Here is a 13,130-nt window from a genome sequence, read left to right as displayed (position 1 = left end):
GAAGGATATGTATCAGTACTAATGAGAAAGTTGAAGATTGGTTTAGCGCTAGGGGCTGGCGCCGCGCGCGGTTGGTCGCATATCGGCGTGATAAAAGCGCTGCATCGGGCGGGAATTGATGTCGATGTAGTGGCGGGATGTTCTATTGGTGCCTTAGTCGGTGCGGCTTACGCCTGCAATCGTCTCCCTGCGTTGGAAAAGTGGGTTAGCTCCTTTAGCAACTGGGATGTGCTGCGCTTGATGGATCTCTCCTGGCGGCGCGGCGGTTTGTTACGCGGCGAGCGGGTGTTCAATCAATACCGGCAAATTATGCCTGTTGCGCAAATCGAAGAGTGCGAACGTCGTTTTGCCGCCGTGGCGACAAACCTGAGCACCGGGCGTGAATTATGGTTTACGGAAGGTGACCTGCACATGGCGGTCCGCGCTTCTTGTAGTATGCCGGGCCTGATGTCGCCGGTGATGCATAACGGCTACTGGCTGGTAGATGGTGCGGTGGTCAATCCGGTCCCGGTCTCGCTAACGCGAGCCTTGGGGGCGGATATTGTGATTGCCGTTGACCTCCAGCATGACGCCCATCTTATGCAGCAGGACCTATTATCAATCGAATCGCCGCGTCCGGAGCCGATAGAAGAGCTAAGTTGGCATTCCCGCCTGCGATCCCGGTTGGGGAGAATGAGCTCTCGTCGTGCGACAATAACCCCCACGGCGATGGAGATTATGTCCACCTCGATTCAGGTGCTGGAAAACCGCCTGAAACGTAATCGTATGGCAGGCGATCCGCCAGATATCCTGCTACAGCCGTTTTGTCCGCAAATCTCCACTCTCGATTTTCATCGTGCTGGCGAAGCGATGGCCGCAGGACAGCTGGCCGTTGAGAAAAAAATGGATGAATTACTACCCTTGGTGCGCACTTCCGCGTAGCGCACTTGTCCAACACTTAAGTAAATTCTGACAGGCGATAGCGTGAATAGCGTGCCACTATTTAATTATCGTCAGCCAGGGGAGAGAACATGACGCAGCCATTGGCGGGAAAACAGATTCTGATAGTTGAAGACGAACCCGTTTTCCGCTCTCTTCTGGATAGCTGGCTCACTTCACTGGGGGCGACCATCCGCCAGGCGGAAGACGGCATTGAGGCGCTGCAGCAAATCGCGATTTCGAAACCGGATCTGATGATTTGTGATATCTCGATGCCGAGAATGAACGGCCTGGAGCTGGTTGAACAGGTTCGCAACCAGGGTGAACAACTTCCTATTTTGATGATTTCCGCGACCGAAAACATGGCGGACATTGCCAAAGCGCTGCGTCTTGGCGTGCAGGATGTCTTACTGAAGCCGGTAAAAGATTTTAATCGCCTGCGTGAAACGGTGTATGCATGTCTCTACCCGACAATGTTTAGTTCTCGAGTAGAAGAGGAAGAGCGATTATTTGAAGACTGGGATGCGTTAGTTAGCGATCCTCTGGCCGCGTCAAGGTTATTGCAGGAGCTTCAGCCGCCAGTACAGCAGGAGATATCTCATTGTCGCATTCATTACCGTCAGCTTATCTCTGCGGATAAACCGGGGCTGGTGCTGGATATTGCGCCGTTATCAGAAAACGATCTGGCGTTTTATTGCCTGGATGTTACCCGTGCCGGTGATAATGGCGTTCTGGCCGCATTATTATTACGCGCTTTGTTTAATGGTTTGTTGCAAGAACAGCTTGCTCATCAGGGGCAGCGACTGCCGGAAATGGGCGCATTGTTAAAACAAGTTAACCAATTACTCCGCCAGGCCAATTTACCAGGCCAATTCCCATTGTTGGTTGGTTATTATCACAGCGGATTAAAAAATTTGATTCTGGTTTCTGCTGGCCTTAACGGCACGCTGAATACCGGAGAGCATAAAATTCAAATTAGTAACGGCGTTCCGTTAGGAACGTTGGGCAACGCATACCTCAACCAAATTAGCCAGCGCTGCACATCATGGCAGTGTCAAATTTGGGGAGCAGGGGGACGTTTACGCCTGATGTTGTCTGCAGATTGAACAATTCTATCTATTTTTAGTAGGTGGGATTACCGGGCCTACATTTCCGGTGGTACTATCACTGCGTTTTATGCGTAAAAGTCCTAATTCGAGGGTATCCAAACCTTTTCAGACCAGGTTTATCTGATCAGACTGATATACTCGATGCGTTATTTATTGACGATTAAGTTCAAAAAACGAACAGTCCAGGAGATTTCAATGGCTGCCCTTAATTCTAAAGTAAGAAAAGCTGTTATCCCGGTAGCGGGATTAGGCACCAGGATGCTACCCGCCACCAAGGCTATTCCGAAAGAAATGCTGCCACTGGTAGATAAACCATTAATCCAATATGTTGTTAACGAATGTATCGCCGCTGGGATTACTGAAATTGTTCTGGTGACACACTCTTCGAAAAACTCTATTGAAAACCATTTCGATACCAGCTTCGAACTCGAAGCGATGCTGGAAAAACGTGTAAAACGTCAGCTTCTGGAAGAAGTTCAGTCTATTTGTCCGCCGCACGTCACCATCATGCAGGTACGTCAGGGGCTGGCTAAAGGTCTGGGCCACGCGGTGCTGTGCGCGCATCCGGTTGTCGGCGACGAACCGGTTGCGGTTATTCTGCCGGACGTGATTCTGGACGAATATGAATCCGATCTGACCCGCGATAACCTGGCGGAAATGATTGCTCGCTTTGACGAGACGGGCGCCAGCCAGATCATGGTTGAGCCGGTTGATGACGTTACGGCCTATGGCGTTGTTGACTGCAAGGGCGAAAGCCTGCAGCCTGGCGAAAGCGTGCCGATGGTTGGCGTTGTTGAGAAACCGAAGGCAGACGTCGCGCCGTCTAATCTGGCGGTAGTCGGTCGTTATGTGCTGAGCGCCGATATTTGGCCGCTGCTGGCGAAAACCCCTCCGGGAGCTGGCGATGAAATTCAGCTGACTGATGCTATTGATATGCTGATCGAGAAAGAAACCGTTGAAGCCTACCACATGAAAGGCAAAAGCCACGACTGCGGTAATAAGCTCGGTTATATGCAGGCCTTCGTAGAATATGGCGTTCGCCATAAAACTCTGGGCGAAGACTTTAAAGCCTGGCTTGAGCAGGCGGTCGCGAAGTAATATTCGCCAGCAGAACAACCGGATCGTCTGATGATGATCCGGTTTTTTTATGCCTGTTACTTTAAGCGTGTAGCGATAAAAAAAATCCCGCCGAAGCGGGATTTTTATATCAAGCATAAAGCTAATTAGAGCAGGAAATCGTCCAGTGTTTTACCTTGCTCGTCCATTGCTTTCTTGATGACTGCCGGAGTACGACCCTGGCCAGTCCAGGTTTTAGTTTCGCCGTTTTCATCAACGTAGCTGTATTTAGCCGGACGTGCAGCACGTTTAGTTTTGGTGCCAGCTTTAACTGCCGCCATGGTGCTCAGCAGTTCATTCGGATCAATACCGTCAGCGATCAGCATTTCGCGGTACTGTTGCAGTTTACGAGTGCGCTCTTCAATTTCTGCAGCAGCGGCGCTTTCTTCTTCGCGACGTTCGTTAACGACAACTTCTAATTTTTCCAGCATCTCTTCAAGCGTTTCAAGGGTGCATTCTCTTGCCTGCGCACGAAGAGTACGGATGTTGTTCAAAATTTTAAGTGCTTCGCTCATTGTAGTAATCTCAAACTTATATTGTGGGGTGGTTTGTTGAAGTAATAATAGAGCGATAAAATCAGATGTGCAATAGGGGAGAATGTAAGGAATTCAAAATTACTTGTTATTTGTCTGGTTGATTAAATAATTTAAGTTAAATTTTCGCGCGACTTCACATCTTCTCGCTTATAGCTTAAGCATACGCACAGGCGCTAAAACCATGAGTCAGGATGGTTTTCCTGCGTTTCGAGAGTAAATTTATACTTTACGTGGATAAATATCACTCTTCAGTTTTAGCGCATTAGTTACGGTGATGCTTAATATAAATTGGCGGCCAAAATCCATTATAGTTGTCCGGAGAATGGCGGTTTAAGCACAAAACGACAATGATTTGTATCTGCTGGCGCAGTAACGGTCTTGCCTGAAGCTATTCATTCACCGTCCGTTTCATTTTTTGTAAAGCATTATCGTTAAGTCGGCAATACCCCCTGTGAAAGCACGGTCGGCTCGGTAATATATGATACAATTGCGCAGTAAAACACATTGATTGGGGTTACGCAGCCGATGGCACAACTTTATTTTTACTATTCTGCAATGAATGCCGGTAAGTCTACCGCACTGTTGCAGTCTTCGTACAATTACCAGGAACGAGGGATGCGTACCGTCGTTTATACCGCTGAAATCGACGACCGCTTTGGTTCTGGCAAAGTGAGCTCGCGAATCGGGCTGTCTTCTCCGGCGCGGCTGTATAATCCTCAGACGTCATTATATGCCGATATAGCGTCAGAACATGCCCGCCAGCCTATTCATTGCGTGCTGGTGGACGAAAGCCAGTTCCTGACCCGTGAACAGGTCCACGAGCTCTCAGAAGTGGTGGATGAGCTCGATATCCCTGTATTGTGCTACGGCTTGCGTACGGACTTTCGCGGTGAGTTATTTAGCGGTAGCCAGTATTTGTTGGCATGGTCGGATAAGCTGGTTGAATTAAAAACTATTTGCTTCTGTGGGCGAAAGGCAAGCATGGTTTTGCGTCTTGACCAGGAGGGGCGCCCGTACAATGAGGGCGAGCAGGTGGTGATTGGCGGTAATGAGCGCTACGTTTCCGTATGCCGTAAGCATTATAAAGAGGCGTTGAATATCGGTTCGTTAACCCAGGTGCAAAGTAAGCTGCGCCACTGCGAATAATTCTTTAATTTCATTATCTTCAGGCGCCTGTATGGCGCCTGTTGTCTTTTATGGAATCGGTTCCTGTATTCAGATATTACCCAGTGTATTGCTTCTTGTACTTCTGTATGTGAACACGAATAAAGTACGAATATAAAAAAGCCCCATCAATAGATGGGGCTTCGTTCATATCAATGCCGTGAATTAAGCGGATTTTTTCGCTTTTTTCTCAGCTTTGACTGGAGCCGCTTCTTTTTTCACAGCCGCTGCTTCGCCTTCGACAAAGTCACGACCGTAGTAGGTGTCCAGCAGAATCTGTTTCAGCTCGGCGATCAGCGGGTAGCGCGGGTTAGCGCCGGTGCACTGGTCATCGAAGGCGTCTTCAGACAGCTTATCAACGTGAGCCAGGAAATCAGCTTCCTGAACACCGGCTTCACGGATAGATTTCGGAATACCCAGCTCCGCTTTGAGGCTTTCCAGCCATGCCAGCAGTTTCTCGATTTTCGCAGCAGTGCGGTCGCCCGGAGCGCTCAGACCCAGGTGGTCTGCGATCTCGGCGTAACGACGGCGTGCCTGCGGACGGTCATACTGACTGAATGCGGTCTGCTTGGTCGGGTTGTCATTCGCGTTATAGCGGATAACGTTGCAGATCAGCAGGGCGTTCGCCAGACCGTGAGGAATGTGGAACTGTGAGCCCAGTTTGTGCGCCATAGAGTGGCACACGCCCAGGAAGGCGTTAGCAAACGCGATACCGGCGATAGTGGCGGCACTGTGCACACGTTCGCGGGCTACCGGGTTCTTAGAACCTTCGTGGTAAGAGGCCGGCAGATACTCTTTCAGCAGTTTCAGCGCCTGCAGAGCCTGACCATCAGAGAACTCGGAAGCCAGTACGGAGACGTAAGCTTCCAGGGCATGAGTCACGGCGTCCAGACCACCGAAGGCGCACAGGGACTTCGGCATATCCATGACCAGGTTGGCATCGACAATCGCCATATCCGGAGTCAGCGCGTAATCGGCCAGCGGATATTTCTGTCCAGTTGCATCGTCGGTTACCACGGCGAACGGAGTCACTTCAGAGCCGGTACCGGAAGTCGTGGTGATGGCAACCATCTTCGCTTTAACGCCCATTTTCGGGAACTTGTAGATACGTTTACGGATATCCATAAAGCGCAGCGCCAGTTCTTCGAAGTGGGTTTCCGGATGCTCATACATAACCCACATGATTTTGGCTGCATCCATCGGGGAACCGCCGCCCAGCGCAATGATTACGTCTGGTTTGAAGGAGTTGGCCAGGTCCGCGCCTTTACGCACGATGGTCAGAGTTGGGTCAGCTTCAACTTCAAAGAACACTTCGGTTTCTACGCCAGCCGCTTTCAGTACGGAAGTGATCTGGTCTGCATAACCGTTGTTGAACAGGAAGCGGTCAGTCACAATCAGCGCGCGTTTGTGACCATCAGTAATCACTTCATCCAGTGCGATTGGCAGAGAGCCACGACGGAAGTAGATAGATTTCGGAAGTTTATGCCACAACATGTTTTCAGCTCGCTTAGCAACGGTTTTCTTGTTGATCAGGTGTTTCGGACCAACGTTTTCAGAGATGGAGTTACCACCCCAGGAACCACAACCCAGAGTCAGGGAAGGTGCGAGTTTGAAGTTATACAGGTCGCCGATACCACCCTGAGAAGCCGGGGTGTTGATCAGGATACGCGCGGTTTTCATCATCTGGCCGAAGTAGGCCACGCGAGCCGGCTGGTTGTCCTGGTCGGTGTACAGGCAAGAGGTGTGACCGATACCGCCCATGGCGACCAGTTTTTCTGCTTTATCGACCGCGTCTTCGAAATCTTTCGCCCGGTACATTGCCAGAGTCGGGGACAGTTTTTCGTGAGCGAACGGTTCGCTTTCGTCAACGTCGGTAACTTCGCCGATCAGAATCTTAGTGGTGGCCGGCACGGTGAAGCCTGCCAGTTCAGCGATTTTTGCCGCCGGTTGACCAACGATCGCCGCATTCAGCGCGCCATTTTTCAGGATGATGTCCTGAACGGCTTTCAATTCTTTGCCCTGCAGCAGGTAGCCGCCGTGGCTGGCAAAACGTTCGCGAACGGCATCGTAGACCGAGTCGACAACAACAACAGACTGTTCAGAAGCACAGATAACGCCGTTATCGAAGGTTTTTGACATCAGTACGGACGCTACTGCGCGTTTAATATCGGCAGTTTCATCGATAACAACCGGCGTGTTACCTGCACCAACGCCGATAGCTGGTTTACCAGAACTGTAAGCAGCTTTAACCATACCTGGGCCACCGGTGGCGAGGATCAGGTTGATGTCAGGGTGGTGCATCAGCGCATTAGACAGTTCTACTGAAGGTTGGTCGATCCAACCAATCAGATCTTTCGGCGCACCGGCAGCAATCGCCGCCTGCAATACGATGTCAGCCGCTTTGTTGGTAGCGTCTTTAGCACGCGGGTGCGGGGAGAAGATAATGGCGTTACGCGTCTTCAGGCTGATCAGCGATTTGAAGATAGCCGTTGAGGTCGGGTTGGTAGTCGGAACGATACCGCAAATAATACCGATTGGTTCAGCAATGGTGATGGTACCGAAAGTGTCGTCTTCAGACAGGACGCCACAGGTTTTTTCATCTTTATAGGCGTTGTAGATATATTCGGAGGCGAAGTGGTTTTTGATCACTTTATCTTCAATAATACCCATGCCGGATTCGGCAACGGCCATTTTTGCGAGAGGGATTCGAGCATCTGCAGCGGCCAGAGCGGCGGCACGGAAGATCTTATCAACTTGTTCTTGAGTGAAACTGGCATATTCACGCTGGGCTTTTTTTACGCGCTCTACAAGTGCGTTAAGTTCAGCGACATTAGTAACAGCCATAATGCTCTCCTGATAATGTTAAACTTTTTTAGTAAAACAGTAGCTCGATTCGACATTATAGACAGGCTGTTAACAGCTTGCATGTAAATGTTAACGTAAAGATTTCTAACGCTTTGAACACACTGATTTACTAAAAAAGCTTTGTCTCACTACGCACTCAGGTACTTCGGCCTTTCACTCTCTTGATGTAGCCAAGATTACTCACTTCTGAGTATGAATTACGTGATTTAGATCAATATTTGGCGATGCTGATACCTTTCAGCAGGGCAATAATTGACCAGTTAGATGATGGGGAGTGATAATGTATGCATATTTAATGAATAAAGCCCATCCGCTAAACAAATATATAACAAATAAAAGCAAACAGCCGCGGCTGCATATTTGAGATGAATTGTGGCTATGAAAAGGGTATCTTCTGCCAAATTAATTTGTACTGACACTGTCAACAGCCTTTTTTAATGGTGCTGCGGAGTTCACTGTGACCCTACCGTTGTTTGATTTCGCTGTTTATTTCAAATTTTTTATCGGCCTTTTCGCGCTGGTCAACCCGGTCGGCATCATCCCGGTTTTCATTAGCATGACCAGCTACCAGACGGCGCTGGTGCGGAATAAGACGAATCTGACGGCTAATCTGTCGGTGGCTATCATTCTCCTTACCTCGCTCTTCCTTGGCGATGGCATCTTGCAAATTTTCGGCATCTCTATTGATTCTTTCCGTATTGCGGGTGGGATCCTGGTGGTGACTATCGCCATGTCGATGATTAGCGGCAAACTCGGTGAAGATAAACAAAACAAACAGGAGAAGTCGGAGACGGCTATTCGGGAAAGTATCGGGGTCGTACCGTTAGCGTTACCTTTAATGGCGGGGCCGGGGGCGATAAGCTCCACGATCGTTTGGGGGACTCGCTATCACTCCATTGCCCACCTGATCGGTTTTTCAATCGCCATTGCGCTGTTTGCCGCCTGTTGTTGGGGAATTTTCCGCATGGCGCCGTGGTTGGTCAGATTGTTAGGGCAGACCGGGATTAACGTCATTACTCGTATCATGGGTCTGTTGCTGATGGCTTTAGGGATTGAGTTTATCGTCACCGGGATTAAAGCGCTGTTTCCTGGATTGACAGGGTAACTTACTTGGCAGGCGCGGGGCGTGGGGCCTCGCGTTTGAAAGATTATTAGCAAAACTTATTTCTGCAGCTGATATAAAAGACAAACTATAACTTTTACCAATTATGATTTAATTTTATATTTATCATATGGTTAGTCGTTTTTATTCTATCTCGCCGTACTGTCTTTCTCCCCTCATCACTGTTATTTTCGTCACATCATTCTCTGGCGCTTGCTGTCGGATCATTGAAATGATATTAGTAATTTCTGCGAGACAGCAGATTAATGTGCTAAAAATTAGACAATTGTTAAATTATTGTGCAAAAAAGCAACTTTGCGCGCAGAGCGGGAACGCAAAATGACAGGGTGTTCCTATCTTGCTGATTAAAAGCAATATTTTTGCTTTTTTAACATGATAAGTCTTACGTTAAGTGCGGCTAAAAAAACAATAAAAGAGAATCCGGTAACATATTTGCAAATTGCATTGGCGGACATGAAACCGTTTTGGTACTTTCCGGCCTGATCGCTAACTAAATAATGTGCACAAATGAGAATTATTATTACATAACTCATTGTGCCGGAATTCCCCTCTGGACAGGGGGATAAAGAATCGACGTCAAGGCTGCCGTTTGAGCGGTCGTAATAAATAAGTCGGTGATAGCAAGCAGTAGAATCTGACAGCGGCAAAGACTCCTGCACTGTACAGAATCCCTTTAAGGGAAAAATAACAGGCTGGTTAAATAACCAGTAATTATAATGAGTGGAGTAACAACACATGACCATCATCACTAAAAAAAGTCTGGTAGCGGCGGGAATTTTATCTGCGCTAATCACCGCAAATGTTGCTATGGCAGCAGATGTTCCTGCTGGGGTGCAACTGGCGGATAAACAAACGCTGGTGCGTAATAACGGGGCAGAGGTGCAATCTCTGGATCCGCATAAAATTGAAGGCGTCCCGGAGTCCAACGTTAACCGCGATCTGTTTGAAGGGTTAGTGATTGGCGATCTTAACGGCCATCCTGTGCCGGGCGTTGCCGAATCGTGGGATAACAAGGATTTTAAAGTCTGGACCTTCCATATCCGCAAGGATGCCAAATGGTCCGACGGTTCACCGGTTACCGCGCAAGATTTCGTTTATAGCTGGCAGCGTCTGGCCGATCCGAAAACGGCATCTCCTTACGCCAGCTATCTCCAGTACGGCCATGTCGCCAACGTCGATGAGATTATCGCTGGCAAAAAACCTGCAACAGACCTTGGCGTCAAAGCGATTGACGACAAAACGTTTGAAGTCACGCTGAGCGAACCGGTTCCTTATTTCTATAAACTCCTCGTCCATCCATCCGTTTCTCCAGTACCCAAAGCCGCCATTGAAAAATATGGTGAGAAATGGACTCAGCCGGCGAATATTGTCACCAACGGCGCTTATAAATTAAAAGACTGGGTGGTCAACGAGCGTATTGTGCTCGAGCGTAATACGAATTACTGGGACAACGCCAAAACCGTTATTAACCAGGTAACTTACCTGCCAATTTCTTCTGAAGTTACCGATGTGAACCGCTATCGCAGCGGCGAGATCGACATGACCTATAACAACATGCCGATTGAACTGTTCCAGAAGCTGAAAAAAGAGATCCCGAAAGAAGTTCACGTCGATCCTTATCTGTGTACTTATTATTACGAAATCAATAACCAGAAAGCGCCATTTACCGACGTACGCGTCCGTACCGCGCTTAAGCTGGCGCTGGATCGCGATATTATCGTCAATAAAGTGAAAAACCAGGGCGATCTGCCGGCTTACAGTTATACCCCGCCATACACCGACGGCATGAAACTCGTTGAGCCGGAGTGGTTCAAATGGTCTCAGGACAAGCGTAATGAAGAAGCGAAAAAATTGCTGGCGGAAGCCGGTTATACCGCTGATAAACCGCTGACCTTTAATCTGCTCTACAACACTTCCGATTTACATAAAAAACTGGCTATCGCCGTGGCGTCCATCTGGAAGAAAAACCTTGGCGCTAACGTTAAGCTGGAAAATCAGGAGTGGAAAACCTTCCTCGATAGCCGTCATCAGGGCACCTTTGACGTCGCTCGCGCCGGCTGGTGCGCTGATTACAACGAGCCGACATCGTTCCTGAACACCATGCTCAGCGACAGCTCTAACAACACGGCGCATTATAAGAGCCCGGCATTCGATAAGATCATCGGCGATACCCTGCAGGTCACCGATGAAGCGAAACGCGCCGAGCTGTACGCGCAGTCGGAACAACAGCTGGATAAAGATTCCGCGATTGTGCCTGTTTACTACTATGTGAACGCGCGCCTGGTTAAACCGTGGGTTGGCGGTTATACCGGTAAAGACCCGTTGGATAATATTTACGTGAAGAACCTTTATATTATCAAACATTAATGGCAAGACGTGGGGCAGGCTGAGCTTGCCCCACCGTGTCTGAATTCATCGCACTCGATAGGCACAGGCCAGAAGGTACGGGCAATGTTAAAATTCATATTACGTCGCTGTCTGGAAGCGATTCCGACGCTATTCATTCTTATTACTATCTCTTTCTTCATGATGCGCCTCGCGCCGGGCAGTCCTTTTACCGGTGAACGCACGCTGCCGCCGGAAGTCATGGCGAATATTGAAGCGAAATATCATTTAAACGACCCCATCATGACCCAGTACTTCAATTATCTGAAGCAACTGGCGCACGGTGATTTCGGTCCTTCCTTCAAATATAAAGATTATTCGGTCAACGATCTGGTCGCATCAAGCTTCCCGGTTTCCGCCAAACTGGGCCTTGCTGCCTTCTTGTTAGCCGTGATTCTTGGCGTCAGCGCCGGGGTTATTGCCGCGTTAAAACAGAATACCAAATGGGACTACGCGGTGATGGGGGTGGCAATGACCGGCGTCGTCATACCGAGTTTCGTGGTGGCGCCGCTGCTGGTGATGATTTTCGCCATCACGCTGCACTGGTTGCCTGGCGGCGGCTGGAACGGCGGGGCGCTGAAATTTATGATCCTGCCGATGGTGGCGTTATCGCTGGCCTATATTGCCAGTATCGCCCGTATCACCCGCGGTTCGATGATTGAAGTTTTGCACTCTAACTTCATTCGCACCGCAAGGGCGAAAGGTCTGCCGATGCGCAGAATTATCTTCCGCCACGCGCTGAAGCCTGCGCTGCTGCCGGTGCTTTCCTATATGGGTCCGGCGTTCGTCGGCATTATCACCGGTTCAATGGTTATCGAAACGATTTACGGCCTGCCGGGTATTGGCCAGTTATTCGTCAACGGCGCGCTTAACCGCGACTACTCGCTGGTGCTCAGCCTGACGATTCTGGTCGGCGCACTGACCATTCTGTTTAACGCGATCGTCGACGTGCTGTACGCCGTTATCGATCCGAAAATTCGCTACTGAAGCCGGAGTTCGCCATGATGTTAAGTAAGAAAAACAGCGAGGCGCTGGAGCACTTCAGTGAGAAGCTGGAGGTTGAGGGCCGTAGCCTGTGGCAGGATGCGCGTCGCCGCTTTATGCATAACCGCGCGGCGGTAGCCAGCCTGATTGTGCTGGTGATTATTGCGCTGTTTGTGACTATCGCTCCAATGTTGTCGCAGTTCTCCTATTTCGATACCGACTGGGGGATGATGTCCAACGCTCCGGATATGGAGTCTGGTCACTATTTTGGTACCGATTCATCCGGTCGCGACCTGCTGGTGCGCGTAGCGATTGGCGGACGTATTTCGCTGATGGTTGGCGTGGCCGCAGCGCTGGTGGCGGTGATCCTCGGCACCCTCTATGGTTCACTTTCCGGTTATCTCGGCGGCAAAGTGGACTCGGTGATGATGCGTTTGCTGGAAATCCTCAACTCCTTCCCGTTCATGTTCTTCGTGATCCTGCTGGTTACCTTCTTTGGTCAGAACATCCTGCTGATCTTTGTGGCGATCGGGATGGTATCTTGGCTGGATATGGCGCGTATCGTACGCGGTCAGACTCTAAGCCTGAAACGTAAAGAGTTCATCGAAGCCGCGCAGGTCGGCGGGGTCTCCACCGCGAATATCGTTATTCGTCATATCGTGCCGAACGTCCTGGGCGTGGTGGTGGTTTACGCTTCACTGCTGGTACCCAGCATGATTCTGTTCGAATCCTTCCTGAGCTTCCTCGGCCTTGGTACCCAGGAGCCGCTGAGCAGTTGGGGCGCGTTACTCAGTGATGGCGCCAACTCAATGGAAGTCTCGCCGTGGCTGTTATTGTTCCCTGCCGGGTTCCTGGTGGTAACGCTGTTCTGTTTCAACTTTATCGGCGATGGCCTGCGTGATGCCCTCGACCCGAAAGACCGCTAAGGAG

The 13,130-nt window shown here is 49.8% G+C and carries 10 protein-coding genes; 8 read left to right on the top strand and 2 right to left on the bottom strand.

The features are described from left to right. Positions 1–21 precede the first annotated feature (21 nt). From rssA to galU, 3 genes are all read left to right on the top strand, one after another. On the top strand, positions 22–921 hold the full coding sequence (gene rssA, locus PGR23_RS15900; protein WP_045397562.1) for a patatin-like phospholipase RssA: 900 nt from the start codon (positions 22–24) through the stop codon (positions 919–921). 89 nt (positions 922–1,010) lie between these two features. Further along, positions 1,011–2,024, top strand: coding sequence for a two-component system response regulator RssB (gene rssB, locus PGR23_RS15895; RefSeq protein ID WP_045397559.1), 1,014 nt, complete (start codon positions 1,011–1,013; stop codon positions 2,022–2,024). Between the two features lie 198 nt (positions 2,025–2,222). Continuing rightward, positions 2,223–3,125 (top strand): UTP--glucose-1-phosphate uridylyltransferase GalU, encoded by a 903-nt coding sequence (galU, locus tag PGR23_RS15890; RefSeq protein WP_045397556.1) that lies wholly within the window; start codon positions 2,223–2,225, stop codon positions 3,123–3,125. Between the two features lie 125 nt (positions 3,126–3,250). Here the strand turns inward: galU and hns are convergent, their stop codons facing one another. After that, positions 3,251–3,658: a histone-like nucleoid-structuring protein H-NS gene (hns, locus tag PGR23_RS15885; RefSeq protein ID WP_004103116.1), complete on the bottom strand. Its 408-nt coding sequence runs from the start codon at positions 3,656–3,658 to the stop codon at positions 3,251–3,253. A gap of 546 nt (positions 3,659–4,204) precedes the next feature. Here hns and tdk point away from each other — a divergent pair. After that, positions 4,205–4,825, top strand: a complete 621-nt coding sequence (tdk, locus tag PGR23_RS15880) for a thymidine kinase (protein WP_045397553.1) — start codon at positions 4,205–4,207, stop codon at positions 4,823–4,825. 183 nt (positions 4,826–5,008) lie between these two features. Here the strand turns inward: tdk and adhE are convergent, their stop codons facing one another. Further along, positions 5,009–7,687, bottom strand: coding sequence for a bifunctional acetaldehyde-CoA/alcohol dehydrogenase (gene adhE, locus PGR23_RS15875; protein ID WP_045397551.1), 2,679 nt, complete (start codon positions 7,685–7,687; stop codon positions 5,009–5,011). 478 nt (positions 7,688–8,165) lie between these two features. Between adhE and PGR23_RS15870 the strand changes: the two genes are divergently transcribed. The 4 genes from PGR23_RS15870 to oppC all read left to right on the top strand — a co-directional run bounded on the left by PGR23_RS15870 (position 8,166) and on the right by oppC (position 13,126). Then, the gene (locus tag PGR23_RS15870; RefSeq protein ID WP_045397549.1) at positions 8,166–8,813 is read left to right on the top strand and encodes a YchE family NAAT transporter; all 648 of its coding nucleotides are present in this window, start codon (positions 8,166–8,168) and stop codon (positions 8,811–8,813) included. Between the two features lie 753 nt (positions 8,814–9,566). Further along, a complete protein-coding gene (oppA, locus tag PGR23_RS15865) occupies positions 9,567–11,198 on the top strand; it encodes an oligopeptide ABC transporter substrate-binding protein OppA (protein WP_045397547.1) in 1,632 nt (543 codons plus the stop codon). A gap of 84 nt (positions 11,199–11,282) precedes the next feature. Continuing rightward, positions 11,283–12,203, top strand: coding sequence for an oligopeptide ABC transporter permease OppB (gene oppB, locus PGR23_RS15860; protein WP_015367069.1), 921 nt, complete (start codon positions 11,283–11,285; stop codon positions 12,201–12,203). Positions 12,204–12,217: 14 nt separating this feature from the next. After that, positions 12,218–13,126, top strand: coding sequence for an oligopeptide ABC transporter permease OppC (gene oppC, locus PGR23_RS15855; protein ID WP_015367068.1), 909 nt, complete (start codon positions 12,218–12,220; stop codon positions 13,124–13,126). The last annotated feature ends 4 nt before the right edge of the window (positions 13,127–13,130 follow it).

The sequence above is a fragment of the Klebsiella sp. 141162 genome (assembly GCF_050600755.1).
GTDB classification, from domain to species: domain Bacteria; phylum Pseudomonadota; class Gammaproteobacteria; order Enterobacterales; family Enterobacteriaceae; genus Klebsiella; species Klebsiella aerogenes.
Note: the sequence above shows the minus strand (reverse complement) of the source record. Positions and strands in the feature narration are given on the sequence as shown.

Bases quoted from the DNA above. Each gene is read 5' to 3' on its own strand.
- rssA (WP_045397562.1), top strand. From the start codon at position 22: ATGAGAAAGTTGAAGATTGGTTTAGCGCTAGGGGCTGGCGCCGCGCGC.
- rssB (WP_045397559.1), top strand. From the start codon at position 1,011: ATGACGCAGCCATTGGCGGGAAAACAGATTCTGATAGTTGAAGACGAA.
- galU (WP_045397556.1), top strand. From the start codon at position 2,223: ATGGCTGCCCTTAATTCTAAAGTAAGAAAAGCTGTTATCCCGGTAGCG.
- hns (WP_004103116.1), bottom strand. From the start codon at position 3,658: ATGAGCGAAGCACTTAAAATTTTGAACAACATCCGTACTCTTCGTGCG.
- tdk (WP_045397553.1), top strand. From the start codon at position 4,205: ATGGCACAACTTTATTTTTACTATTCTGCAATGAATGCCGGTAAGTCT.
- adhE (WP_045397551.1), bottom strand. From the start codon at position 7,687: ATGGCTGTTACTAATGTCGCTGAACTTAACGCACTTGTAGAGCGCGTA.
- oppA (WP_045397547.1), top strand. From the start codon at position 9,567: ATGACCATCATCACTAAAAAAAGTCTGGTAGCGGCGGGAATTTTATCT.
- oppB (WP_015367069.1), top strand. From the start codon at position 11,283: ATGTTAAAATTCATATTACGTCGCTGTCTGGAAGCGATTCCGACGCTA.
- oppC (WP_015367068.1), top strand. From the start codon at position 12,218: ATGATGTTAAGTAAGAAAAACAGCGAGGCGCTGGAGCACTTCAGTGAG.